Consider the following 24,608-nt stretch of genomic DNA (forward strand, 5'->3'; position numbering starts at 1 on the left):
GTTGGGCTGGTCGATGCATTCGGTGTCCAGCGTTCGCTATACGCTGGAGACATCGTCGCGCTCGCTGCAGCTTCAGAACACGCTGACCCAGGCCGACATCCAATCGATCGCCACGCAGAAATTGCAGGCCTTGGGTTTGAAGGATGTCAACGTGACGATCGCCATCGACCCGGTGAGCGGCGGTTTCCGCATGGCCCATCTGACCGCCACCTATGCCTTCGTCGTCGATTTTCCTTACCTCGACACCTTTCCGATCAACTACGCCACCACCGTTACCGTGCCGCTGTTGGTCGGCAGCTAAGACGAGTCGGGCCAGGCACCCGCGACTTCTGTCGTGAAAAAGGCCATCAATATTCGCTTGCGCTAATATAAAAAGTGACGTTACGTCACTTCCCGGCATCTTGGGGATGCGCAACCGTGGGGAAGGACGATGAGAGTGGTTATAGTTTGCGCGGCACTCGCGATCGCTGCGACTGGTGTCGCCTTTGCCAAGGAGAAGAAGGTGGCGGTCGGTGATGCTATGGCCCTATGCTCTACCAAACATTCGAGCAAGAAGCCGAGGCCAGCGCTTGACTGCAGCTTGACCGGAACAGCCAAATTTCCGGACGGAGCAAAGCCGGAAAAGCCACGGTTGGGATATGACACCAACCCTTGGATTATAACAACTGGCCTTTAGGGCCGGTTGACCTGGCCACCGGCTTACAGTGCGGCGGTTAGATGAAACCATCAGGTCCGCCGCACTCCATAGTTGGATGGAAATATGGCGCCGCTGCCCGGCCCGCCGGAGGCAGCTTGATCATGAACTACGACAAGCGCGCGGCCGGAAATTGGCTGGCGGGCCTTCACGATCCGCTGGCGGATGGCCGCATACGGTGCCCAGCAATCCTTACACGCGTTCCTGACTAACACGGCCAAGATGTGCGGCACATCGCAGGCGGCCCGGCACCCTCCGCGCAGAGGGGACACCGGGCCTCGCCGTCAGCTCGGAAAATATGCCGGCTGCCGGCTAAGAAGGCTATTAGCGATCCGCTAGTCTGAACGAACCCTGCGAATGAAGGACAGCTGGGAGAGAATCTCTCCAAACGGACACGCGAAAGCATTATCACCGGGGGACGAAGCGCCGTTCTTCGTTGGAATGGGGTGTGCACCTCCAGCGGCCGGCAGGGACTTCAGTCTCAGTTGAGCAATCACTAATATGCTTTATAATCTAGACATTGCGGGGCAGGAACCCTGATCCAAGCTCACCCGCAAATGGCCCGGCATGCCAATGTCCACCCGACTTTTGACGCGTGCCGGGCCATTTCTATTGGAGCGCCGATCTTCAAACTCCGGGTAACGATGTTGGCCGACAAAGTCGCCCACAACCTACGTTGTCAGCGTCTTCGAGAAGCCTCGATGACTGTGCTGACCACCAAGGACAAACAGAAGGCGCTCGATACGGCCAGAAGATCGGCGACAAAGTGCGGGTTGAGGAGATCACGCCAAAGCCGAAGATGCGCTAAAGCATCACATTGTAGACCGTTGGTTGGCCGACACCTACTCGGTTGGAGAGTCTAACCCCGATTTGGTGCCGGCCTGGCGGATCGACAAGTCCGCAACGCAGAACTAACAGGGTAGATTGGTGAGATAATGGCGTGATCGCGGAAGCCGATCTCGCTACTGTAGCTTCTGATTCCCGCAGTGGCCGTACCATGTCTCGATTGGCGATTCCGGATCGATGTGTCGGCCACGCGATTTCAGGTGGGCAACGATCTCGGGCAGCCAGAAATCGCGATCGCCAAACTCTTCGCCAATGCGTACGAGATCATCCGCTGCCGCTACCATCTTCTCGACGTCACCGAGCACGTAGCCCTTATCGCCGATGGCGCAGATATCGCAGCCAGCCCTAATTGCCCTGTCTACGAAAGCCGGCATCTCTCGCTTGCTTTCATGAGCCTTTGGTGCGGGCCATTGCAAATCATCTCCTCAGGCAAGTCTTCACCAAACGCAGAGCCGGCTTGCGTAGGGATAAGTCAATTAGGCGGGGGCGTCGAATCGTCAGAATTCTTTCATATCTGCAATCCGCCGCACGTAGCTGATTATTTCAAGAAAGAGGGTGTGGACGTTGTCATGATCGTTTGTGTCCTGAGGCGGCAGGACATCCTGGCAGCTAGCGGCTATGCTCAGGATGTCAAATCGCTCGGTCGCAGCGATATTGTAACCGGTGCCGCATATTTTTCCTATCTTGACTGGAATTGTCTCTACGAAAGCTGGGCCGGCGCATTCCCCGATGCAGACATGCGGATGATAAACTACAGCCCCGTTCGCTGCTGAGTGCGTTCAAGATGAGGTTGGGCATTAGCATCGACACGATCGATCAGGTGCAGGAAATTCATACCAACCGGAGCCTTAACGCCGAAATGACCGAGGTTGCGAGAATGCTCAACGAGCGAGGTCTGCCGCCGATGTCAGAAGCGCTTTTGGCTCTTCAACGACATCTGCCAGGGCCGCCGTTCGGGTTCCCGCCCTATGTCGTAAGACAGTTTGAAGACGCCTATCTCGGTTCCAATCGCAGGCTGGCCGAGCGGCTGCAGGACCTGAATTTGAGGAGATGTCGCGGCCTAGATGGCATACCGACGGAGTCTGCATGGCCGGATAGGTCGACGAGGGCAGATTCGCCGAAATCGTCAAACTGGCGGGGCGGGAAGGCAGCGGCGTTGAGCATCTCGCAACGTCATCTTGAAATTCGGTCGAGATTCGTGGTCTTCCATTTATCCGTATTTCTCGCAGACAATTGACGTCGACGCTCCATTCAGCGTTCCGCTAGGGCATTTCCGCATCGAACGCCTGCCTTCCCTCCGCAGTCCATAATCGTTGTGCTTGCTCGCCTTCATGGCTCTGCAGCTTAGCTGCGATCCAGAGCATCGCGCCGTAGATGGTAGCGCGATCGTCATTGGTGAGCTCAACAATGCCTGCCTTGACGACGAGCCCGCCGAGTTCGATCAGATGTCGGGTGCGCTTGCGGCGTTCGACCTGCCACGTGCGCATGTCATTGCGAGCCTGTGCCGCTTGCCGGCGATTGTGAGCTGCCTTGTTGCGCTGGAGAGCTGCGAGGGTTGCGCTGAGATGCCGGAGCAGTTCGCCGGGACCGGCTCTCGAAAAACATCGCCCCACGCTTGGCCCATGCTTCACGCTTTGAGGTGTCGTTCGTCTCCGTGATTGCGACCAGTGCACCGGCCAGTTCGTCGGTGCTGAGCTGATCGGCGCCAGTAGCGATCACCAGTTCGCCAAGCTGCTGCACCTTTCGCGTTTTGAGCTCTCGCGCTTTGTCTTCCAGCGCCTTCAGTTCGGCGTCGAAGTCCCGCGGTTTGCGCATGACTGTCTCCATTGATTGTCGATCTCTCGATGATAGTTGAGCGTCCGCCTGAAGGCTTCAGGGTTGCCGAGACAGCCCGGGACGGGCTGGTCCATCCCGAGAATTTTTCGAGGGAGGGCGCGCTTATACGTCGTGCCGACGTGCGCTTTGACGTGCAAATGATCCTGTCGCGATGGCGATCTATCATCTTCATGTCAAAGTGATTGGCCGCAAGGCTGGGAGCAGCGCTGTTGCGTCGGCGGCCTACCGTTCAGCGTCGCGGCTACGCGACGAGCGCATCGAGCGCAGCCATGACTTCTCCGCAAAGCGCGGTGTCGTTCATTCCGAGGTGATGCTGCCGGAGGATGCACCGGAGGCTTGGCGCGACCGCGAACGGCTGTGGAACGATGTCGAGGCCTTCGAGATACGCAAGGATGCCCAACTCGCCCGCGAGGTCGAGTTTGCGCTGCCGCGTGAGCTCAGCCAGGCGCAAGGCATCGAGTTGGCGCGCGACTTTGTACAAGTCGAGTTTGTCAGCAAGGGCATGGTCGCCGATCTCAATGTGCACTGGGACCGGGCAGAAGATGGCAGTCCCAAGCCGCATGCTCATGTCATGCTGACCATGCGATCCGTGGACGAGAATGGCTTTGGCCCGAAAGTGCGCGACTGGAACCAGACGGAGCTGGTCGAGCGCTGGCGCGAGCGGTGGGCGGAGCTGGCCAATGCGCGCCTTGCCGAACTCGACATCGACGCCCGCATAGACCATCGCAGTCTCGAAGCGCAGGGCATTGCCCTGGAGCCGCAGACCCAGATTGGTGCACCGGCTCAACGTATTGAGGGCAGCGGCCTTGCTGCTGGCGACATTGAAGCAGATCGCGCCGAACTGCATCGCGAGATCGCGCGCAACAATGGTGCGCGCATCATTGCCGATCCATCCGTGGCGCTCGATGCCATCACGCATCAGCAGTCGACCTTCACCCGAAAAGACATCGCGAAGTTCTCGCATCGACACAGCGAGGGAATGGAGCAGTTCAACGCGGTCGTGGCAGCCATCAGCAACGCACCCGATCTGGTCGAGCTCGGCAAGGACGGACGCGGCGAAGACCGTTTCACCACAAGGCAGATGATCGACACCGAACAGCGCCTTCACCGCGCTGCGGAGCGTATGGATTTGGACGAGCGACACGCGGTGAGTAATGCACATCGCGAGGCAGCGCTGGCGCGCGCAGCGCAACGTGGGCTTGTTCTGTCAGGCGAACAAAGCGATGCGCTTGCGCACATCACCGATGGTCGCGGTCTGGGTGTCGTTATCGGCTATGCTGGAACGGGCAAGAGCGCTCTGCTGGGCGTTGCGCGCCAGGCATGGGCAGCGGCGGGTTACGAGGTTCGAGGCGCGGCACTGTCCGGCATTGCCGCCGAGAATCTGGAAGGCGGTTCAGGCACCCCGTCACGCACCATCGCCAGTATGGAGCATGGCTGGGGACAGGGCAGGGATCTGCTCACTGCGCGCGATGTCCTGGTGATCGATGAGGCTGGCATGGTCGGCACGCGCCAGTTGGAGCGCGTGCTCTCCCATGCGGCGGACGCTGGCGCAAAAGTCGTCCTCGTCGGCGACCCGCAGCAGTTGCAGGCAATCGAGGCCGGCGCTGCATTCCGCTCGATTCACGAGCGTCATGGCGGCGTCGAGATCGGCCAGGTGCGCCGGCAGCGTGAGGACTGGCAGCGCGATGCCACGCGCGATCTGGCAACCGGCAGGATCGGCGCCGCGATCAGCACCTACGACGCACGAGGCATGGTGCATCAGGCTGCAACGCGCGACGAAGCACGAGGTGAACTCGTCGAGCACTGGGATCGCGACAGGCTGGCTCATCCAGAGGCGAGCCGGATCATCCTCACCCACACAAACGACGAGGTGCGCGCCCTAAACCAGGCAGCGCGCGAGCGCATGCGCGCTGCTGGAGATCTCGGCGACGAGGTTCACGTGAATGTCGAACGCGGTGCAAGGGCCTTCGCCAGCGGCGACCGGGTCATGTTCTTGCGCAACGAGCGGTCGCTCGGCGTCAAGAACGGCACGCTTGGCATGGTGGAGGAAGTCAGCAAACAAAGCATGACCGTGTGCACCGATGACGACAGGTCAGTTCGCTTCGACCTGAAAGACTACGCACACATCGACCACGGCTATGCGGCGACCATTCACAAGGCGCAGGGCATGACCGTCGACCGGACCCATGTGCTGGCGACGCCGGGCATGGATGCGCATGGCAGCTACGTCGCACTGTCGCGGCATCGAGACGGGATGGAGCTGCATTACGGCAGCGATGACTTCACGACGCGCGAGCGGCTCGTCCGCTCGCTGTCACGGGACCGCGCCAAGGACATGGCGTCGGATTATGAGCAGGTCGACCCGGCGCAACACTATGCCGAGCGGCGCGGCATCACGTTCCGCGAGCGCGTGGTCGAGATCGTGCGCCGGATCGTTCCGGAGAAGCTGCGCGACAGGATCGGCGGATTGCTGGACGGGTTGCGCTCTCCCGGAGACGACGAGCCCAGGCACGAACGTGGACCTGGGCCGGGAAGGGAGATTGTTGGGGTGCGGATCGGAGATGGCGCTGCCGCGCCGGAAAGGGAGAAGCCAGGGCCGGGTGTACAGCGCAACACGGAAGCACCGCTGGATCCGGAAGCTGCGTTGCGCGGCGCTCGTACGCAAGCGCTTGTGCGTCACGCGCGTGCGCTCGACGCGATCCTAAGTACCGGAAATGCGGACGGGCAGGGGACTCCCGAGCAGATGGGCGAATTGAGAGATGCGCGCAACGCTTTTGAGAAGGTTCGGCCTCATGGTTGGCGCGATGCCGAAGCGGCTTATGTGAAAAATCCCGAGCTGGTTCGTGAAGCGAGCTCCGGCCGCGTCAGCCGCGTCGTGCTTGCTCTCCAGCTTGAAACGGAAATCCGCACCGGGATGGACATCGATCCCGGCCGCCGTGCCGACCGTTTCGTCGAACGTTGGCAAAGGCTCGACCGTACGGGACAGGAGCAATATCAGGCCGGCGACATGTCCGGCTACAAGTCAACGCGCTTGGCCATGTCCGAAATGGCCAAGAGCCTTGAACGCGATCCGCAACTGGAATCCCTCCTGGCAAACCGCAAACGCGAGCTTGGCATCAACGTGGATTCGGGTCGTCGCCTGGGCGCTGAACTCGCCTTCAGCCATGGCATCGCTAAGGGGCGGGGTATTGGGCTCTGACACCCTCCGATTTGCCGCCGTTTCCACTCCGCAGCCGGCTGAGGCGACAAACCTGATTGCCTACCGCATGGGTTCGTCCTGTCTGTCCCAGCAGACATCAGCGAGAACCAGTGAGGTGCAGGTAGGCTATGTCCGAGCCGGATCGTATCGTGCGCCTCAAAACCGTCCTTGCCAGGACTGGCCTGTCCCGTTCAACCATCTATCGCAAGATCGCCGAAGGCACGTTCCCGGCCCAGATCAAGATCAGTGTCAACGGGGCCGGCTGGCGGGAATCCGATGTCAATCGATGGATTGACGATCCAGTCTCATGGCACACCAGCGCATCACGAAAAAACAGCGACTAGTGGCGATGGAGTGGCACGTTGCTCTATGTTGAACACTTTTCTCTGGGGCAGGTTCAATGACTGGGAAGGGCCGCAAGCGGACTGTCTGCTTTGCCACGGACGCAGCGCAACGCGGTCGCGCAACTCACACCGGACGGTCCGAAGGGTCATAGGCCTATTGCGCCGCGATGATTTTCCGTTTCAAGAAGCGGCCGACCCTCGATAGACGCAGGAGGACCAGGGTGCCCAGACGTGTCTGCGCATGTTGTCGAGATGCCATGATCGCTGCGCGATGGGCTTCTTGTTGTTCCAGGTAGCATGTCAGTGCAAGCTCATAACGGGATAGCCGAATGTCACCGGGGGGCTGTTCTACCGTTGACGATCTCCCGGATCGAATGGGCCAATCGGAAAGGCTGGGGCCAAGCATAGCGTTTCCCTTACAAAGAGTTGATTTGAGAGCCTCTCCTATGGCCGTGAGGGATGCGTACGAAGAACTGTGATTGGTTCGTGAAAAGCGCCTGTCCAGACAGATTGCAGTTGAAGTCGCAGCAGGTCCGGGGAACAATCGAGTGTCCAACATGGCTTGCGAACGGTGGCGCAAACACAACTTCTGTTATTCGGCGGCTTCACTCTTGCTGGAGGCGGGTTTGCCAATGCAGCGCTGAGCCGCAAAGCGCGTGGTCTGGTGACTTATCTAGCCCTCAATCCTGGACAGTCCCATTCGCGCGAGAAACTCGCCGCGCTTCTATGGGGCGATACTGGGGAGCCGCAGGCGCGGATGAGCCTTAGACAGGCCCTGTCGGCGATCAGGAAGGCGTTGCCATCGGTCGACGACCGACGCCTCTTGGCAGACGGCGACAATGTCACCCTCAAGCTCGACGATCTTGAGATCGATGTGGCACGGTTCGAGCGCCTAGCGTCAGGTGCAGACCACGAGCAGCTTGAACAAGCCGTTGTTGTCTATCGCGGTGACTTGCTCGATGGCTTCGCCCTGAAGGAAGAACCGTTCAACGACTGGCTGAGGGTGGAACGAGAGAGATTGAGGACGATTTGGATCGGCGTTCTGGAAAAGCTTCTGCATCACTACTCGGTTGAGAACAATCTGGCCGCTTATGTCGAGGCAGCGAGGCGCCTAATCGGGTCGGATCCACTCAGGGAAGACATTCACCGAGGCCTCATGCAAATCTATGCCCGCCAAGGCCGATTGAACATGGCACTGAAGCAGTATGCCCAATGCCGCGAGGTCCTTCGCAAGCACCTCCAGGTGGAACCGGAGAAGGAGACGCGTGAGCTGAACGACAGGCTCCGTGCTAGCCGCTCGGTAACGTCCAAAGCGAATTCAACAACGTTGTTGGAACCCGCGGCAGGCCTTGTCGATAGTCCGGTGCCAGCCTCCCTGCGCCCAGAAACGCACTATGTAAAGTCGGGCGGGGTCAGCGTTGCCTATCAGGTAACCGGTGGGGGGCCGTTCGACCTCGTCTACGTACAGGGCTGGGTTTCCAACCTCGACTATGCTTGGGAATCCCCGCGGCTGGCGCACGTGCTGCGCCGGCTGGGGTCATTTTGTCGGCTGGTCCGCATCGACAAGAGAGGCACTGGGCTTTCTGATCGCAACGTGGGCTTTCCAACGCTGCAAGAGCGGGCGGACGATGTACGGGCGGTACTCGATGCAATCGGATCGCGACGGGCGGTCTTGTTCGGCAGTTCCGAAGGCGGCGTCCTTTGCATGCTTTTTGCGGCGACCTATCCCGAGCGAACCCAGGCACTCATTCTTCACGGTGCTTATGCCCAGGGACTGTGGTCACCCGATTATCCTTGGGCAAAGACTAGGGAGGACATGGAAGAAGAACTGGCCGAGATCGAACGCAAGTGGGGAGAGCCTTGGGATTTGGGAAGAGGAGCGCCGAGCTTGGCGAACGATACGCGCGAGCAACAGTGGTTCGCAGCCTATCTGAGGAGTTCGGCGTCTCCTTCCGACGCGATCGCATTATGGCGTTGGGGCGCCGAAGTCGATGTCCGTAACATCCTCCACGCGATTCACGTGCCTACTCTGATACTCCACAGGAAAGGCGATCGATGGGTCAAGGTCGAAGAAGCGCTTTACCTGTCCGAGCGCATTGCTGGCGCCACGATCATTGAGCTTCCGGGAGATGACCACCTGATCTGGGGCGCCGATTCGGACCGTCTAGTCGACGCAATTCAACACTATCTCGCCGTGAAGTTTCCGACGAAGGCCAGCTAAGGCTGCAAGGCTGGCTTGTCTTTTTCCTGCTTGTAGAAATGGACGATCTAGGCATCTTTACCGTCGCAAGAAACCGACAGGCCATTGTCTCACTCGTCTCAGTTCATTCCGGACTTATGAGTTCACGGCCCTAGTGACGGAACCGGTAGACGCGTGCCAGTCTGTTCGGCACTATCATCAATTCGTCCGCAGTTCTGAAACCAGCCTCGCGGCCCATGCCGATCCAAGTCGCGGCCGTCTCGGCATAATCGGATGCGCGGCAGTGGGTCTCAAAGGCGGCGAACTCCTCGTCCGAGACCGTCGCCCACTCGGGCCTTATCTTATGAAATCGCTCCAGCCATCCCTCTCGATCCTCGCTCTCGAGGCGCGTGGGCTCCCATATCAGAAAAAGACCATCTCTGGGCAACAGGTCGCGGATTTTGCGCATGAAATTCCGCTTGTCCGGCGCAAGAAGATGGTGGAGGGACTGACCAATCCATACAACGTCGAGCGGCCCCTCCCAGGAATCGATTGCAGTAACGAAATCTCCGCAACGCAGTTCGACCGGGCAGGTGAGTGGGGCAAGCGCTTCCTTGGCTGCATTGAGCGACGGTTGGGATATGTCGATGCCGATATAGCGTGCGACGTTGCTGCCGGCCAGTGCGGCTGCTGAGCCGGGGGCTGTGCCGCAGGCCAGATCGGCAAAGACGAAGCCGTCGGAAGCCTCATCGAGAAGAACTTGGCGCAGCGCTTCATAGACCTCCCAATGGGCCATATAGTTCGCCGCGACAACTTTCTGGTATGTTGCAAGACCCTTCTCGAATAACTCTTGGTCGGACTTCATGGCTCCTCCTCGAGGCGAGCATTTCGCTTACTGAAAAAACTCGGTGCTTTCCGATTCGAACGTCACCCGTTTCGCGCCTGGGCTGGCTCGGAGCGAGCCATTATATTAGCCACAGCTTAAGTAATATCCGGCTTTTGCGAGGGGCCGTCAACCTGTGTCGTCCTGCTTTGACTCCAGAAGACACGACACGCGGCGTCAGGATCTCAAGGGGTCGATAACGACGAGGCGAAAAGATACCACCTAATGCTTGTGGGAAGATATTCGCTCCAATGGACGCGATTGATGGAGCGGCTCGATAGCCCTTCTCGCTGGGCGCAGCACTGCAGAGGTACCCCAGCCGGCGCCGTTAAAAAGCGCTCTTAGTAGCTGTATGAAATTAAGCAAATGTCTTCTCGCGAACCCGGAAACATCTGGGCCGGATTGAAGCCGGACTATTCTATGATACTCGACGTAGTCAGCCAGGTAGCGATCCAAAGCCAGACGAAAATCCTCTTGTCTTCCTCGCTTTGCGAACCCGCATGTTTCACGGAAATCTGGTGCTGCAATGACAGGTGCCCGTTCGTGTGTGATCGACGACATTCTCGGTTCCTCGCTATCAACGTGGAGGTACCTTGTGTCTGGGAGTTTCAAATGTCCCCAAGGCGTTCGGAAAAGTTCCGAAATGTCCCGAAAAGACTTAAGGTCCTCACATGTTTGGGCCGCGCGTTGCCTTTGGGTCGTTTGTTCTGAACTCGGAAAGCGGTACGCTTCTTCGAAGCGGAGTTCCCGTGCCGGTCGGTTACCGGGCGCTGCTCCTTCTCGCGAAGTTAACAGACAGGGCCGGGCAAGTTCTCACCAAGACCGAATTGATCGACGCTGCCTGGCCGGGTATCGCGGTCGAGGAGAGCAATCTGTCGGTTCAAATCGCTTCGCTGAGAAGATTGTTGGGTTCGATGTCCGACGGCACGGACTGGATCGCGACAGTCGCTCGCGTCGGCTATCGGTTCACCGGCACCGTCGAAAAACTCGATCAGCCTGCAGTGGCAGCCGCATCTTCGGAGCCGGGGCCATCGATCGCGGTGCTACCCTTCACAAATCTCAGCGAGGATGCAGAGCAACAGTACTTTGCCGACGGGCTGGCTGAGGACATTATAACGCGGCTTGGGCGGTTGCGCTGGCTGTTTGTACCCGCTCGCAACTCTTCTTTCAGCTATAGGGGCAAGGCTGTTGACGTCAAGCAGGTAGGACGAGAACTCGGCGTCCGCTACGTGCTCGATGGAAGCGTTCGCCGCTCCGGGCAACGTCTGAGAATTGGCGCCGAAGTGAGCGACACGTCGAGTGGGCATCAGGTGTGGGCCGAGCGCTACGATGTTGAGAGCTCCGATTTTCTCGCTCTCCAGGACCAAATCGCAGACAGTGTCATCGGGGCAATCGAGCCGAGATTGTATGCAGCGGAATATGACCGATTTCAGAGCCACTCGCCCGCTAATCTCGACGCCTGGGGCTTTGTCATGAGGGCCATGCCTCATGTTTGGACGTGGGGGCCGGCGGCCGACATCGATGCCGCAGAGGCGTTGCTTATGCACGCCACTGAGATCGAGCCTGATTACCCCCGTGCCAATAGCCTGCTCGCCTGCATGCGCACGGCTCGAGCGCTGCTTGGAATTGTGGATACGACGGCCAACCTTGCCGCTGCCCAAGAAATGGCCGAACGTGCAATCCAGCGTGATCCGATAGATCCCTGGACGCACTTTGCAGCCGGCTTTTCCTATATGGTGGCGCGCCGTTTTGATCAGGCAGTCGAAGCCTTAAGCGAGGCAATCAGCCTGAACCCCAGCCTTGCAATCGCTCACACCATCCTCGGATCGACCTACGGGTATGGGGGCCTTCCTAGAGACGGTCTGCACCATATAGCGATCGCGGAGAGGCTGAGTCCCCGCGACTTCACCCAAGCGGCGAACCTGTCCATAAAGGGCATGTGCCATTTCGTCATTGGAGATTTCGCCGAGGCCGTTCGGCTCGAGAGCCGGGCTGTGAGGCTCCGTCCCCATTTCGGAACCGCCTGGCGCACCCTCGCTGCGTCTGCCGGCGTGTTCGGCGATCAGGCCACGGCGGTTCGTGCTCTCAGCGAAGCGAAACGGCTTCAGCCATCTCTGTCTTTGGATTGGGTGGAGAAATACTACCCGATGGTGCGGCTAGAGCACCGGGCCCTCTACATCGAGGGATTGCACATTGCGGGGCTCAGCTGAATGGCCGACACCATCGGTTGCCCTCCCTCGATGTGGGAAGAGATCCGACCGATTTCCCTTGGCCACACATCGCTTCCGTATTGCGCGATCTGAAAGCTGTCGCGGGCGATTTGCAGCCGTGCGAGTTGGACCGCTTCACCACTCGCGCTGATATAACGAGGCATCTACAGCAAGCAGCCCAACTCGTAGACTCAGTCGAGGCGGAACAGGCTGCGGAACATATACGCCAAACTGCGAAATCGTTCGCGGAAACATCCGTTCTTCCAAAACCGGCTGAATTTTAGAAATCAAGTCGGCCCTGTCCCGTCTCAAACGCCAAAAAAGCAGTCGCTAGCTCATGCAGCTTCCTTAAGGGCGACTTTACGCTTCTTCTTCGTCACGAGTTCGCGGACAAACTTGTCCCACCGGGCCATGGCAGCACGCTTTTCCGGCATGTAATTCCAGCGATCGTAGCTCTTGGAACTGACGTCCTGCAGAGTGTGGTTCTGCAATCGGTCTCGGATCTCTTTCGAGAGACCTGCCTTGCCGGCAAGCGTCTTCCAGGTTCGCCGGAGATCGCGGTTTGTCACGACGGGAATGACCTTGCGATCGCGCTGTCGCCACATGAATGAATAGAGCGTTCCATGACTGACAGGCTTGGACGGGTCGGTTGCGGATGGGAAAAACCAACCAAATTCATTCGGCTTGATCGACCCGATAAGCTCGGCCGCAATCTTGGGCACGGGGATGGCGTGAGGCTTTCCATTCTTGGTCTTGGACCAGTCGATGATGCACTCAGCGGCATCCCATTGATCGACGTGTAGCCGAGCAATCTCCTCGACGCGTTGGCCGGTCAGCATAAGAATTCTTACTGCACGCGTGTAAGGGGGATGTACCGGCGCATCGGGATATTCGAGCCAGCGATAGAGACGGACAAATTCCTCTTCGTCCAACCAACGCGTTCCAACGTTTTTTGGTTCTGTCGGAATACCAGCAGCCGGATTGTAGATGAGACGAAAGCGACGGACAGAGGTCGAGCGATAGTCGTGCTCGGATTTCAGCCCCCAACTGTAGGCCGATCGAATATAGCTGCGAACATGATCGGCCATGGACCGTTTGCCTCGCTGATAGATCGGTCGAATGATGTCCCTGATCTCATCGGGCTCGATGTCACGGGCAGGGCGGTTGCGACCGAGCGAATCGGCGATCTTGTTCAACCCCTTTTCGGCCTCCTTCCAGGACGGTTTTCCATCTGCCTTGAGCGACGCAACGTAAGCCTCAAACAGATCGGCGACCGTGCCGGGTCGCGTGTCGCCTGCAATCTTGATGCTGCGTCCCTTCTGGATCATGTCGGCGAAATCGCGTCTGAAAATCCCGCGAGCCTGGCTGAGGCCCATTGACGGATACGAGCCGAACTTTTTTTTGAGGCGCTTTTGGTCTCGCCATTGCTGGGCCATCCAGTCCGCCGTTACGCGGGTCGGCATTGGCTTTATCACGAGAACGAGGCGGCCTGTTCCGTGACCCTCGCCATCGACAAGGTTCTGCTGCTTTCCGGTCTCCTCGACCTGCTTCAAAGCGCGGCGAATCTCTCCATCGGTAAGGCTTGGCACTGGGGTCTCCCGTAGGCTTTCGAGTGGGATCGGCTGACGGGTAGTAGGGGTCTGTGGTTGGGTCCAAACGGGCCTTCGATCCCCCTAAAACCGACCCCAATATGCCACGATATCCGACTCTGCGACAAGTCGAAAAAGCGATATGTATCAATGTGCTAAAGCGTGATTGTGCGTGATCAAAATGAGGCGAGTGGGATGGTTGTGCACTAGGATGATCGCGGTGGCCGACAGTTCGAGCGCGCGCTTGACCACTTCCCTGGGATAGACGGGCGTGTGGTCGACTGTGCCGGTCTGCTGCACCTCGTCGGCGATCAATGCGTTCTTCTTGTCGAGGAATAGGATACGGAACTGCTCGCGCGCCTCGAAGGCCATGGCCGAGCGGCAATAGGCGAGAAGCTGCGTCCAGGACGAAAGGACTTCGCGGCCATGCACTTCGCCATGCGCCATGCGTTGCGCCGTCGCAGCGACAACCTTCAGGTCGAACGCCACCGCCGGGCCGATGCCCTTGACCTCCTGAAGCAGGTTGACGGGCGCGCCAAGCACTTCGGCCAGCGTGCCGAAGCGCGCCAGCAATGCCTTGGCGGCCGGTTTGGTGTCGGCGCGCGGGATCAGCCGGAAGAGCAAGAGCTCCAGAAGTTCATAATCGGGCAAGGCGTCTGGACCCGCCGAGGCAAAGCGCTCGCGCAAACGGTCGCGGTGGCCAAGATATCCAGGCTTTTCAGCTGGAGCGGGCTTCGCCGTCGCGGCGGGCCGAACCGGCACTTCGGAGAAGAAACTCCGCTCGTCGTCGTCGCTGGCCTTCCCCATCAGCCCCGCATCCAGCCAATCAGTCGGGCAAGGCGGCCGCCCGACGTATTAAATATCAGGCCGGCAGGCCGGGCCGGTCGAGGTTGTTGGGCGAGATCGTGAAAATCTCGCAGCCCGTGTCGGTCACACCGATCGTGTGCTCATACTGTGCCGACAGCGAACGGTCCCGCGTCACCGCCGTCCAGCCATCCGACAGCACCTTCACATGCGGCCGGCCGAGATTGATCATTGGCTCGATGGTGAAGATCATGCCGGGCCGCATCTCGACGCCTTCATTGGCGCTGCCATAGTGCAGGATGTTGGGGGCGTCGTGGAAGAGCTGGCCGACGCCATGGCCGCAGAAGTCTCGCACCACCGAGCAGCGCTCCGCCTCGGCAAAAGTCTGGATGGCGGCGCCGATGGCGCCGGTGCGGGCACCCGGCCTGACGGCGGCGATCCCGCGCATCAGGCATTCATGGGTGACCTCGAGCAGGCGTTCGGCCGCGCGCTTGATGGTGCCGACCGGATACATGCGCGAGGAATCACCATGCCAGCCATCGAGAATGTAGGTGACGTCGATGTTGACGATGTCGCCATCCTTCAGCGGCTTGTTGTCGGGAATGCCGTGACAGACGACGTGGTTGATCGAGGTGCAGGACGATTTCGTGTAGCCGCGATAGTTGAGCGTCGCCGGCAGCGCGCCGTGATCCATGCCGAACTCGAAGACGAAACGGTCGATGGCGTCCGTGGTGACGCCGGGCGCGACCATCGGCACCAGCGCGTCCAGGCAACGGGCGGTGAGGTCACATGCCTTGCGCATGCCGGCAAAACCCTCCTCGCCATAGAGGCGGATCTGGCCGGTGTTTCTGAGAGGGGCCGTGGCGGCGTCGAGATAGGTGACCATTTTGTCCGTATAGAAAGGTGGGCGCTGCAGGAGTGCTGGCGTGAATATCCCGCCAGATTTGGCACTTGAGGGCAAAAGGTTCAAGGAAGAACTGGCTGATGCGGCCTTGGCCGGCGGGATATTCGTCTCGTTGGTGCAATTTCTATCGGTTTTGCACGGTTGCTTTCCTTTCCGGCCATCCTGCGCTAGGGCGGATATATGTTTTGGAGATCGCGACCATTACCCAAGCGTGCCAGATCGCTTGAAGCCTCGCTGACGGCAGCCTGGTCATGTCTGATGGGCTTGGTGCTGCTGACGATGCTGTGCCTCGGCAGGCCCGATGTTCCCACTTTCGCGGACCCGGCCCAGACCGGCGCCAGCGTTGGCCTGGAACGGTCGGGCGAGGTCGCGGCGCTGCTGCGTGTCACCAACAAGGCGCAGGCGCTGGAGGTTCGCACAGCCCGGCCGGTGCTGGCCAAGTTCGCCGGCTTCCATCCGACCTTGCCGGCTCCGCAAGCTGTTTTCCTTTATTTGGACCGGATTTCCCCGGCCGCACCCGTTGCCGGATCCGGCATGGTGTCCGCGCTCTGCGCGAGCACCAATCAGCCGCGTGCGCCGCCCTCCACGCAGGCTTGAGCGGTCCAGGACCGCACGTTCATTCCATTCCAAGCCATTCGCGTCGCGACCCGTGCGGCGGCCTTCAGCCGCGCATGGGTGGCGTGGCGCGCCATTTCCGGATCATTGCAATGCAACAACGTATCAAGACATTCAAAAGCCTGACACGTGCGGCCTCGGCTGCTTCCTTTCTGTCCGTTCAGGCCTTCATTTGTATCGGAACCGTCTATTGGGCGGTCGCCGAGACGCTCTATCTGTCAGGAACCGGGGCGCTCATCCTTGGTGCCCTGTTCGCCTTGCCGTCGGCCTATGCTCTCTTGACGGTGGTGCGCATGGCTTTCGATGCAGAGACCGACCCGGCCAATCAATAGCGGCGCCGTCGAGTGGAAAGTTCTGCCGGACCGGCTGGTGCCCGGCAGGACTTTCCTCGGCCTGTCTGCAAGCAAAAAACGGCCGTTTCCGCAGTCACGACACATTTGCGTGGCACTGAGCGGGCAAAGCAACTTTTGACGACGAACGGCGTTGCCTGGGCGACGCCAGTTCGGGAGATTGCGGATGGATAGATTGCAATTCGAGGTGCCGGTGCGCATTGCGCAAGGCCCCGGCTTGCCCGTCGAGGAGATTTACAGCGTCGAGCAGGCGCTGGATTTCCTCCAGGACTGGCCGGCGCGCCGGCAGGGACCGGTGTATCAGAAAGCCTTCAATGCCTGCTTCGGCGCCACGGTGGACGTGGTCAAGACAGAGGATGCCTGCCGGGCGTTCATGGCGTTCTGCCGTGTCACCGGACTGATGGCCAGCGACATGATGGCGCCGCGCAAGCGTGGCGGCGAGGCAAGTCTGCTGCGGGCCTGAGGGGTGCTTCGCCTGTTCCGATCGACCAACTCCGTTTTCTCGACCAAGTTGGCTTGAGTGTGCGTGGTGATCTCGTGCCTGGATCATCATCTGCATTTCCTCGCACGGTGATGCATCGACAGCGGCGTTAAGCTTCCGTTTCCACCTTGGCGGCTACGCCATTGCTTGTTCAGCAATGGTTGATTCGTTGCGTCAGTTCAGGTTTGGAAGATGTCCCCAGAAAAAGTCCGTGCATTCCCGATCGACCGTCAGCTGTTCTTGATCAGGGAAGTTGCAGCCAAGCTAGACAATCTGCATGGCGAGCCTGCAGCCTCGTTCTGGAGGGCTAAAGCAGCCGAGTTGCTCGACCTGGTTGTCGGGTCGGGCAGGGACAGAGCAACCGCCAGTGATGAAGTGCGGAGGTTTTTCCTGGCCGTACAGAGAGAGCTTTCGGCTGGACTAGCGACTGAGTCGGCTCCAGTTCTTTCCGCCTAAAAGAAGATATTTCCTTCCAGGCAGCACCTGCCTACGCCTTCGTTGTCCAGGGGGCAGGGGTGGCTGAGGGCGCGGTCACCGTCAACGGGCGGAGATGGTGTTCGATGAGGCTGACATCGAAGCGACATTTGCGTGACCTCGATACATCAAAGTTAAATGCGGAGGATTCGCTTCGTTGCTAATAATAAGGTGGCGGGGGCTGCTCGGGAGGAGCGCCCATGGAAATACGAGACCTCGTTGCCAAGATTTCAGCCGGGCTGCTGAAGCGCCGTGGCAATGCACTATCGCTATCCATCAAGCCGATTCGCGCATCCTTGGCGGATATTCCCCTTAAATCGCGGCAAAAGCCCGCGCATCGCCCACCGCCTCCGATTCGTCCTGCCAGCAACATGTAGTTCGAAGGCTTTTGCCCAGGCGGAAGGTGCCGCACGGTGCTGACGTTCCAGCGCCGCGTGAGTTTCTTGCGTATCGCGACCTCTGCGTGCACCGATCAGCCGACGGCCCACTGTCTGTCAATCGAAGCCCTCATCAAAAATGAACCGAACTTTTTAGCCGTTCCTTCATATATGCATGTTTTCTAATTTAAGTTATGACTTTCAATTGCTTCGCCCGAATTCGGATCATGGCGACCGGTATAGGCCGGAGCACACGGGCGAATGTTGCCACCATCTTCGCCCTCACCCTGCCGATCGTCGTCGGCGCGGCCGGCTTTGGCGTGGAGACCTCCTACTGGTACTACAACAGCCTGAGACTACAGGCGACGGCCGATGCCGCGGCCTATGCCGGCGCGCTTGAACAGATCTCGGGTTCCGACAAGCCGACGATCATCGCGGCCGCGACGCAATCGGCAGCGACAAACGGGCTGGGCTCGGGCACGGTCGTGGTCAATACGCCGCCGGCGTCCGGGCCGAATACGGCGAAGAAGGCGGTCGAGGTCATCGTCGCTCAGAACCTCAACCGGATGTTCACCTCGATCTTCACACAAGGTCAGGTGCCCGAGCAGGCGAGGGCGGTGGCCCTCATCACCGACGCCTCGAAGTCCTGCATGACCGCGCTCGATGCGACCGCCTCGCAGGCTGTGCTGTTTTCCGGCAATACCAGCGTGAAGGTCACCGGCTGCGTAGTGATGTCCAACTCGAACGCTTCGGACGCCATCAAGCTCCAGGGCTCGGCAGCACTGCAGGTCGATTGCCTGATATCGGCGGGCGGCGTTTCTCTCAGCAATCCGGTTACGACCGTCTGCCCGGCCCCGATCACCCAGGCGCTGCCTGTCGCCGATCCATTCGCCGACCTGCCGACCCCGGCCGCCTCAAACCCTTGCCAGAATGCCAACAAGTCGACATTGAAGCCCGGCACCTACTGCAGCGGACTCAGCCTTAGCGGTAGCGTTACCCTCCAGCCGGGCGTCTATGTCGTTCAGGGCAATCTCAAGATAAACGCCAACGCTTCCGTCACCGGCAGCGGGGTGACTATCTTCATGTCAGGCAGCTCGACGGTCAGCATGAATGGCAACGCCTCCGTGCAGCTCAGTGCGCCGACTTCCGGCGCCTATTCAGGCGTTCTGTTTTATGGCGACAGGGCCGGCAGCAGTGCATCCAGCACGTTCAACGGTACAGCCGACTCGCTGCTGACTGGGGCCATCTACTTCCCAAGACAGCAGATCAGCTATCTCGGCAATTTCTCGGGCAACGGCGGCTGCACCCAAGTCGTTGCCGATACGATACAATGGTCAGGCAGTTCAACCATCAATCAGGATTGCACCAGCCTCGGAATGCGCGACATTCCGGCCGCGCAGTCCGTGGCACTGGTCGAGTAGCCTCCCGTGGAACGCCGATCAAAGCCGATCCTTGGCGACCGTTCTGGCGTTGCCGCGGTCGAGTTCGCCATGGTCCTGCCCTTCCTGTGCGCGGCGCTGCTCGGTATCATCGACGGCTGGTCCTATGTGACGAGCTCGCTGTCGATGCGTGCCGGCGTCAAGACCGCCGCGAACCTGATCATGGAAGGGTCGACGAATGATACGGCGACGCAAGCCGTTGCCATTTCGAGCTGGGAGAAACGGCCGGCGGACGGCCAGGTCACGCTAAGCCGGATCTATATGTGCGGGACGACCGTGGTCGACGCCTCCACGCTGTGCAGCGGACCAAAGGTGCCGTCGGTCTATGTTCAGATCCAGGCATCGGCCACCTGGACGCCGCCCTTCACCTTCGGCGTCTTTTCCGCTTCCAGCGTCATCGGCCATCTGGAGGTGATCCGTGTTCGCTAGGGCGTCTCACCGCTTCGCGGAAATGGCGAAACGCCCTAGCTCTTTGTTTTGTCGCGATTCCTTGGGGACAGCGCTGCGCGCTTTTCCCGGGACAACCGGCTCACACTTTTCCTGGAATTGCGCCAGGCAAAGCGCCTTCCGGCGAGATCGATCAGGCGGATCCGGGTTGGAGTTCGCGCTGATCGCACCGTTCCTCATCATATTGCTGTTCGGGATCTTCGCCCTGGGCTGGTCGATGCATTCGGTGTCCAGCGTTCGCTATACGCTGGAGACATCATCGCGCTCGCTGCAGCTTCAGAACACGCTGACCCAGGCCGACATCCAATCGATCGCCACGCAGAAATTGCAGGCCTTGGGTTTGAAGGATGTGAACGTGACGATCGCCATCGACCCGGCAAGCGGCGGTTTCCGCATGGCGCATCTGACCGCCACCTATGCCTTCGTCGTCGATTTTCCTTACCTCGACACCTTTCCGATCAACTACGCCACCACTGTTACCGTGCCGCTGGTCGGCGGTTAGTCAATACGGCGCTGACGCGAGCTTCCGCGTTTCAGCCGGCATGGTCCAGCAGTCTTATGGTGGTGTCACGGCGATGTTCGGAATTGGCGCGATCGATGCCTTCCACGGTGATCGCGAAGGTTCCGTTCTCGATCCTTCCAATCCAGCCCTTGGCTTTCAGGTACCAGAGATGAAACTCAAGATGTTCTCGTGGACAGCCTGACAAACGTTCGATTTCTGTATCGCCAATGCCGGGATTGTTTACGTCTTGTCGGCGTTTGACGTAGAGCAGGGAGAGCAATTTTGCCTGAATGGCCACATCACGTTCGATGGTTGTGTTGTTGCTGGCTTCCCCAATCAACTCCGTTCGCAGATTCAAATGGTCCTTGTGCTGAATGTCATACCGCGCGCGCTTGACAGGGTCTTTGAGAACATTGTGGGCTTCCAGGATTTCGCTGAACCGTGATTCATCGCCGGTGTCCTGATTGTCAGGATGGTAGCGCATGGCAAAATAGCGGAATACCCGTTCTATCGTTTCCGAGTTGGCGTTCGGGCTGATTTCCAGGAGTTCGTAGTAGTCAACGAACAAGATGGCGCCCCCACAACATCGCTATTGCGCACACCGTCGAGAGCATGACCGCTGAAGCCAAGAAACAACGGTCCTCAACTTGCGGCTTCGATTGGCGCGAACTGAAGCCGATCGAGAGAATCCGCGCGTGACATTGCAATCAGCCGCGCAACGTCGAAGGCGGCCAGAATGATGAAAACAGCCGTGAGGTTAAGGAAGGCGGGTGATGCAAAAATGCTCCCGCTCGGATCATAGCTGCTCAGTTCCATGGCGCTCTACCCCTTCAGCGACCCGATGGTTTGAATAATGATCCGGCTTTATGAGGAACACAAGCGCATGCTAATAAGATGGTTGATGCGGTTACTCTGGGACTCAGCAAGGGCGCCTCGAGCGTGAGCGGGAGCAGGAGGCGGCAGTGCTGCGCTACCGCCTCGCCGCGGAGGAGCGCGCATTGACCACTCTGGCGCGCAGCGGGAGGCGTCCGAGCGGGCCGGACGATGCGGCCGCGTAACTTGCGGCGACCGGTCCTTCTTCTGTCCCGTAATGGATCAATTTGTCGCTGGCACAACAATTGCATTGTCAGCATAGCCGGCTGTTGGGACCGGCAATTGGGGCGAGGTTGGGGCAGGCCTCGCCGCTTCGCAAATGGAGCGGCGAGGTTTCTGCGTTCAAGCAGATTGCAGGTGCAACCGGAGACACAGCGACTGGCCATAGGCGGGCGCCAGGACGCGCGGGAAGCCTCTGCCGCGTAGGACAGCGCCAGCGGGAAACGCGCGCTCGTGACGCCAACTAGGCGGCTTAACGCCTCACCTAAGGATAAAGTACAGCGGAACGAGTATCGAGAATGCCGCGACAGCGGTCAGAAAAATGTCTGTAGTCATGAGCCCCCGCTCGGAATTTCATGACCATCTCACATTCAATTAGCTAAAATGCAAATGAACTCGCGGCCGGCCATTCGAATCTTGCGCGCTCGATCCTGTCGAGGAACATAATCTATCGTTGCGGCGACCCCTCAAAACGGAGATCGCCAATGGCCAGAACCATCCCCTCCAAGCAGCTATCGCAGGCTGAAGTCGAGCGCTTTCTGATGGCAGCGGAAGGCACTCCGCAAGAGCATCATGAAGCCGCTGATATCGCCCAAGCAGCGAGCACTTCCGAGCGCTCCAAAGGACACACGATGCGCCTTCGGCTGTGTAGGCCAACAGGCGCCCAGGGTTCCACGGCAGTGCGGCCCGGCACCCTATAGATTGGGATGTGAATAGGACGCCGGGCCTGACCGACGGGCTGTTTTGTGAGCAACAGCGACGCCGGCTGGTCAATATATGTGCTAATGCTAATATAATTGCAGCGTACGAATGAAGGAACAGCCGGGAGGAGATGATGTCGATCCGCGACGAACTGCAGGAGCTTTGGGATATCTACGTTGCGGCCTATCGAGATCGGGATGCTGCCGGTTGCGCAGCGGTATTCACACCTGATGCGGAATTGCATTCTCCCTATGCGCCGCCGGCTCGCGGCCGCGCGGCGATAGAGGCGCTGCATGGCGTCTGGACTCAACACGCCACCCCCGACAAAACACTAGCCATAATGGAGGCGGGGACTTCCGGGCACCTGGCATGGTCTCTGGCGGCCTATTCGGAGGGTGAGGCCACCGGAAATGGAACTTCACTCAGCGTCTTTGAGCGACACGCTGATGGCGGAGGCTGGTTGATCCGCATGTGCAGTCTCAACAGCACCGATCCCGGCCAATGACCGACAAGCCGGCCTAGATCGCCAGCGTCTTCGACAGGGCGCACTGGTGCACTATCCTGACCACATAGGATGAAGATGAAGCCCAGGCGCTGGAGCAGGCGATGCTTCAGGATGGCGCGGGGCGCGGGTCGAGGAGTTCACCCCGAAGGCGAAGAAGCGCTAAAGGGCTCGGCGCAGACGGCGATAAATGGCGAGTCTCTGAAAGTCCGCCGCATTCACGCATGCCGGATTCGGCGTGGGTGGCGTCCACCCTGCATGCGAAATTGTTTGCTTTGCCATTTTGACCGATTCCTTGGAATCGGCCGGCTCCGGGCGATATTGGCCAAAAATTGGACAGTAAGGACGGGGAGGTCGCCAAGTGTTTGAAAAGTCTGGTACGCCCAAGGGGAATCGAACCCCTGTTACCGCCGTGAAAGGGCGGTGTCCTAACCGCTAGACGATGGGCGCGCTCAGACGAAGCGGCTTATACTGACGTTGTGCGCAACCGGCAACCCGTCAGGTGCCGGCTTGGACAACTTTTTTCCAGTCCTTGGAAACGATGGGGTTTCGCCATGGCTGCACGGCTTGCCGGCCAGGGGAAACGCCCATCGTTTCGTCATTCTGGGCCGAGCAAGGAGCGCAGCGACGCGGCACAGACCCCAGAACCCATGCCCCGACTCAGGGGCGCTGCAGCGGTGCAGTGGCGCTTTGGCCAATCTCGAAAGTTTTGAGAATTGTCCAATGGACCGATGTTGTCTGCCCGCAGGCTCCGGCCCGTCAAATCGCGCCGTTCAGCCGTCGTCACCGCCGCTGCGCCGGCGGCAGCGCCAGTTCCAGTCGCGCTCGGGCCCGACATCGACGTGTACCGATTCGGTGTGGCAATAGGTGCCGACGCCACCGCGGCCGGGCATGGTCCTGATGTAGTTCGCCAGTTCCCATTTGGAGACGCCGGGAACCTGGATGTCGGCGGCGGCGCAGTACATGTGCAGCGAGTTCTTGGCACCGTTGGCGCGGCGGTTGCGGGCGGGGTCGCGGTAGCCAGACGTGACCACCATCTTGCGGCCGTAATGGCCTTCGATCGTCTTCAGCACGCGCACCAGCGAGGGCTTCAGGCAGGCGACATCGACGCTTTCGTTCTGCTTCAGCAGGCCGTTGGGCGCGAGCCGGGCCATGCCGGCGGCGGACGCAACCTGATAGCTGCCGCCGATTGGACCCTCGTCCTCATTGAGGTCGACGTCGCTTTCGTCGTCGAGGCCGGATTTGCGCTTGATCTCGAACAGGGCGGTCTGGCGCACGCCAGGCAAGGCATCGCTGCCAGTGATATGACCGGCGTCGTCACCGGTCGAGGCCAACTGTATCGGCTTTGCCGTGGAGTCGGCCGAGGCCAAAGTGATGATCGGCTTTGCCGCCGCGGCGGGCGCGGGCTTGGCCTGTGCGGTCGGCTGTTCGCCCGATCGCGTGTTGATGAGCGGAGCCGGTGTGGCCGAAGCGGGCGTGGCGCCGAACATCGAGGCCAGGAAGCCCCGTTTCTTCGGCGCCTCGGCTTGTGGCGCCTCACCCGCGGTCACATAGACCGGATTGTTCATCACCGGCGCCGCGGCTGGCTTCGGCGTTGTCACCGCGGCATCGGCGGCAGCGATCTTCTGGGCGACCGCGTCGGTCTGCTGCGCCGTCTGGGCCGGCTGCTGCAAGGCCTGCGGCGTTTGTCCCGCGATCGTTTCAGCGCCGGCCGGCGTTATCAGCGGAAAGGCTGCTTGGGGCTTGGCCATCGGTACGTAAGCGACTTTTTCGGGGAGTGCGGTGTCGCCTTCGCTCATCACGGTCGTTTGCATGGCCGTTGTCTGCGATGTCGAATCGGCGGTGGCGACGGACTTGCCGGTGGCGGCCGCATTGATGTCAGAGGCTGAGGCATTGTAGCCGGGCATTCCGACCGACATTGTCGGGTCGCCGGCCGATGTGCAGGAGGCCAGGAGCACAGAGCAGAGCGCTGCCAAGATGGCGCTGCGTTCTCCCTTTGCGAGGCTCCATCCTGCTGATTTCAAAGTCAAATTCCCCCTCGATGTCCGGTCGGTACGTCCTTGGCTCAGCACTGGAAGTCGCTGTCCAAGGTGACCTTTGTCTCCGATCCGGAAACGAGACCTGTGTCAAATCCGCAAG

At 59.9% G+C, this 24,608-nt stretch carries 25 protein-coding genes and 1 tRNA gene; 16 read left to right on the top strand and 10 right to left on the bottom strand.

Translation table 11 applies throughout. The features are described from left to right. Positions 1 to 22 precede the first annotated feature (22 nt). From JG747_RS37850 to JG747_RS19410, 3 genes are all read left to right on the top strand, one after another. A complete protein-coding gene (locus JG747_RS37850; RefSeq protein WP_244748451.1) occupies positions 23 to 301 on the top strand; it encodes a hypothetical protein in 279 nt (92 codons plus the stop codon). 1,439 nt (positions 302 to 1,740) lie between these two features. Then, a complete protein-coding gene (locus JG747_RS19405) occupies positions 1,741 to 2,313 on the top strand; it encodes a hypothetical protein (RefSeq protein WP_202359837.1) in 573 nt (190 codons plus the stop codon). Between the two features lie 17 nt (positions 2,314 to 2,330). Further along, a complete protein-coding gene (locus JG747_RS19410) occupies positions 2,331 to 2,777 on the top strand; it encodes a hypothetical protein (RefSeq protein WP_202359838.1) in 447 nt (148 codons plus the stop codon). A 25-nt stretch (positions 2,778 to 2,802) separates the two neighbouring features. Here JG747_RS19410 and JG747_RS19415 read toward each other — a convergent pair whose 3' ends face one another. Both JG747_RS19415 and JG747_RS19420 read right to left on the bottom strand, forming a co-directional pair. Beyond that, complete coding sequence (locus JG747_RS19415; protein ID WP_019858500.1) at positions 2,803 to 3,027, bottom strand: conjugal transfer protein TraD; 225 nt, start codon at positions 3,025 to 3,027, stop codon at positions 2,803 to 2,805. Position 3,028: 1 nt separating this feature from the next. Further along, entirely contained in the window at positions 3,029 to 3,355 is a 327-nt protein-coding gene (locus tag JG747_RS19420) for a conjugal transfer protein TraD (protein WP_202359839.1), read from the bottom strand. A 172-nt stretch (positions 3,356 to 3,527) separates the two neighbouring features. On the opposite strand from JG747_RS19420, the gene traA reads away from it, so the two are divergent. The 3 genes from traA (at position 3,528) to JG747_RS19435 (ending at position 9,140) form a co-directional block, all read left to right on the top strand. After that, positions 3,528 to 6,575 (top strand): Ti-type conjugative transfer relaxase TraA, encoded by a 3,048-nt coding sequence (traA, locus tag JG747_RS19425; RefSeq protein WP_202359840.1) that lies wholly within the window; start codon positions 3,528 to 3,530, stop codon positions 6,573 to 6,575. Positions 6,576 to 6,703: 128 nt separating this feature from the next. Then, entirely contained in the window at positions 6,704 to 6,919 is a 216-nt protein-coding gene (locus JG747_RS19430; RefSeq protein WP_202359841.1) for a helix-turn-helix transcriptional regulator, read from the top strand. A 571-nt stretch (positions 6,920 to 7,490) separates the two neighbouring features. Further along, positions 7,491 to 9,140, top strand: coding sequence for an alpha/beta hydrolase (locus JG747_RS19435; protein ID WP_202359842.1), 1,650 nt, complete (start codon positions 7,491 to 7,493; stop codon positions 9,138 to 9,140). A 130-nt stretch (positions 9,141 to 9,270) separates the two neighbouring features. On the opposite strand, the gene JG747_RS19440 is transcribed toward JG747_RS19435, so the two are convergent. After that, complete coding sequence (locus JG747_RS19440; RefSeq protein ID WP_202359843.1) at positions 9,271 to 9,963, bottom strand: class I SAM-dependent methyltransferase; 693 nt, start codon at positions 9,961 to 9,963, stop codon at positions 9,271 to 9,273. Positions 9,964 to 10,730: 767 nt separating this feature from the next. On the opposite strand from JG747_RS19440, the gene JG747_RS19445 reads away from it, so the two are divergent. Beyond that, a complete protein-coding gene (locus JG747_RS19445) occupies positions 10,731 to 12,191 on the top strand; it encodes a winged helix-turn-helix domain-containing tetratricopeptide repeat protein (RefSeq protein ID WP_202359844.1) in 1,461 nt (486 codons plus the stop codon). Positions 12,192 to 12,526: 335 nt separating this feature from the next. Here the strand turns inward: JG747_RS19445 and JG747_RS19450 are convergent, their stop codons facing one another. The 3 genes from JG747_RS19450 to map all read right to left on the bottom strand — a co-directional run bounded on the left by JG747_RS19450 (position 12,527) and on the right by map (position 15,470). Continuing rightward, complete coding sequence (locus JG747_RS19450) at positions 12,527 to 13,780, bottom strand: tyrosine-type recombinase/integrase (RefSeq protein ID WP_202359845.1); 1,254 nt, start codon at positions 13,778 to 13,780, stop codon at positions 12,527 to 12,529. A gap of 147 nt (positions 13,781 to 13,927) precedes the next feature. Beyond that, entirely contained in the window at positions 13,928 to 14,587 is a 660-nt protein-coding gene (locus JG747_RS19455) for a JAB domain-containing protein (RefSeq protein WP_019858487.1), read from the bottom strand. Between the two features lie 55 nt (positions 14,588 to 14,642). Next, positions 14,643 to 15,470 carry a type I methionyl aminopeptidase gene (map, locus tag JG747_RS19460; protein WP_202359846.1) on the bottom strand — a complete coding sequence of 276 codons (828 nt, stop codon included), beginning with the start codon at positions 15,468 to 15,470 and terminating at the stop codon, positions 14,643 to 14,645. Positions 15,471 to 15,746: 276 nt separating this feature from the next. On the opposite strand from map, the gene JG747_RS19465 reads away from it, so the two are divergent. The 8 genes from JG747_RS19465 to JG747_RS19495 all read left to right on the top strand — a co-directional run bounded on the left by JG747_RS19465 (position 15,747) and on the right by JG747_RS19495 (position 20,173). Next, entirely contained in the window at positions 15,747 to 16,085 is a 339-nt protein-coding gene (locus JG747_RS19465; RefSeq protein ID WP_038647197.1) for a hypothetical protein, read from the top strand. A gap of 74 nt (positions 16,086 to 16,159) precedes the next feature. After that, positions 16,160 to 16,435, top strand: coding sequence for a hypothetical protein (locus tag JG747_RS19470; protein WP_051726818.1), 276 nt, complete (start codon positions 16,160 to 16,162; stop codon positions 16,433 to 16,435). A gap of 184 nt (positions 16,436 to 16,619) precedes the next feature. Continuing rightward, complete coding sequence (locus JG747_RS19475) at positions 16,620 to 16,916, top strand: DUF982 domain-containing protein (RefSeq protein ID WP_038647195.1); 297 nt, start codon at positions 16,620 to 16,622, stop codon at positions 16,914 to 16,916. Between the two features lie 210 nt (positions 16,917 to 17,126). Continuing rightward, complete coding sequence (locus JG747_RS37060) at positions 17,127 to 17,390, top strand: DUF6074 family protein (protein WP_038647194.1); 264 nt, start codon at positions 17,127 to 17,129, stop codon at positions 17,388 to 17,390. A gap of 218 nt (positions 17,391 to 17,608) precedes the next feature. After that, positions 17,609 to 17,785, top strand: coding sequence for a hypothetical protein (locus JG747_RS19480; RefSeq protein WP_155249097.1), 177 nt, complete (start codon positions 17,609 to 17,611; stop codon positions 17,783 to 17,785). A 194-nt stretch (positions 17,786 to 17,979) separates the two neighbouring features. Continuing rightward, positions 17,980 to 19,206: a pilus assembly protein TadG-related protein gene (locus JG747_RS19485; RefSeq protein WP_202359847.1), complete on the top strand. Its 1,227-nt coding sequence runs from the start codon at positions 17,980 to 17,982 to the stop codon at positions 19,204 to 19,206. 6 nt (positions 19,207 to 19,212) lie between these two features. Beyond that, a complete protein-coding gene (locus JG747_RS19490) occupies positions 19,213 to 19,653 on the top strand; it encodes a TadE/TadG family type IV pilus assembly protein (RefSeq protein WP_038647190.1) in 441 nt (146 codons plus the stop codon). A gap of 166 nt (positions 19,654 to 19,819) precedes the next feature. Continuing rightward, positions 19,820 to 20,173: a TadE family protein gene (locus tag JG747_RS19495; RefSeq protein WP_223217723.1), complete on the top strand. Its 354-nt coding sequence runs from the start codon at positions 19,820 to 19,822 to the stop codon at positions 20,171 to 20,173. Positions 20,174 to 20,204: 31 nt separating this feature from the next. Here the strand turns inward: JG747_RS19495 and JG747_RS19500 are convergent, their stop codons facing one another. Together JG747_RS19500 and JG747_RS19505 are read right to left on the bottom strand one after the other, a co-directional pair. Beyond that, positions 20,205 to 20,741, bottom strand: a complete 537-nt coding sequence (locus JG747_RS19500) for a DnaJ domain-containing protein (protein WP_019858477.1) — start codon at positions 20,739 to 20,741, stop codon at positions 20,205 to 20,207. Positions 20,742 to 20,815: 74 nt separating this feature from the next. Continuing rightward, a complete protein-coding gene (locus tag JG747_RS19505) occupies positions 20,816 to 20,989 on the bottom strand; it encodes a hypothetical protein (RefSeq protein ID WP_019858475.1) in 174 nt (57 codons plus the stop codon). Positions 20,990 to 22,100: 1,111 nt separating this feature from the next. Here JG747_RS19505 and JG747_RS19510 point away from each other — a divergent pair. Further along, positions 22,101 to 22,472, top strand: coding sequence for a YybH family protein (locus tag JG747_RS19510; RefSeq protein ID WP_244748153.1), 372 nt, complete (start codon positions 22,101 to 22,103; stop codon positions 22,470 to 22,472). Positions 22,473 to 22,844: 372 nt separating this feature from the next. Here JG747_RS19510 and JG747_RS19515 read toward each other — a convergent pair. Beyond that, a tRNA-Glu gene (locus tag JG747_RS19515) sits at positions 22,845 to 22,919 on the bottom strand. 323 nt (positions 22,920 to 23,242) lie between these two features. Continuing rightward, on the bottom strand, positions 23,243 to 24,499 hold the full coding sequence (locus JG747_RS19520; RefSeq protein WP_064984204.1) for a YcbK family protein: 1,257 nt from the start codon (positions 24,497 to 24,499) through the stop codon (positions 23,243 to 23,245). Positions 24,500 to 24,608: the final 109 nt, after the last annotated feature.

This window comes from Mesorhizobium sp. 131-3-5, assembly GCF_016756575.1.
GTDB lineage: Bacteria > Pseudomonadota > Alphaproteobacteria > Rhizobiales > Rhizobiaceae > Mesorhizobium > Mesorhizobium jarvisii.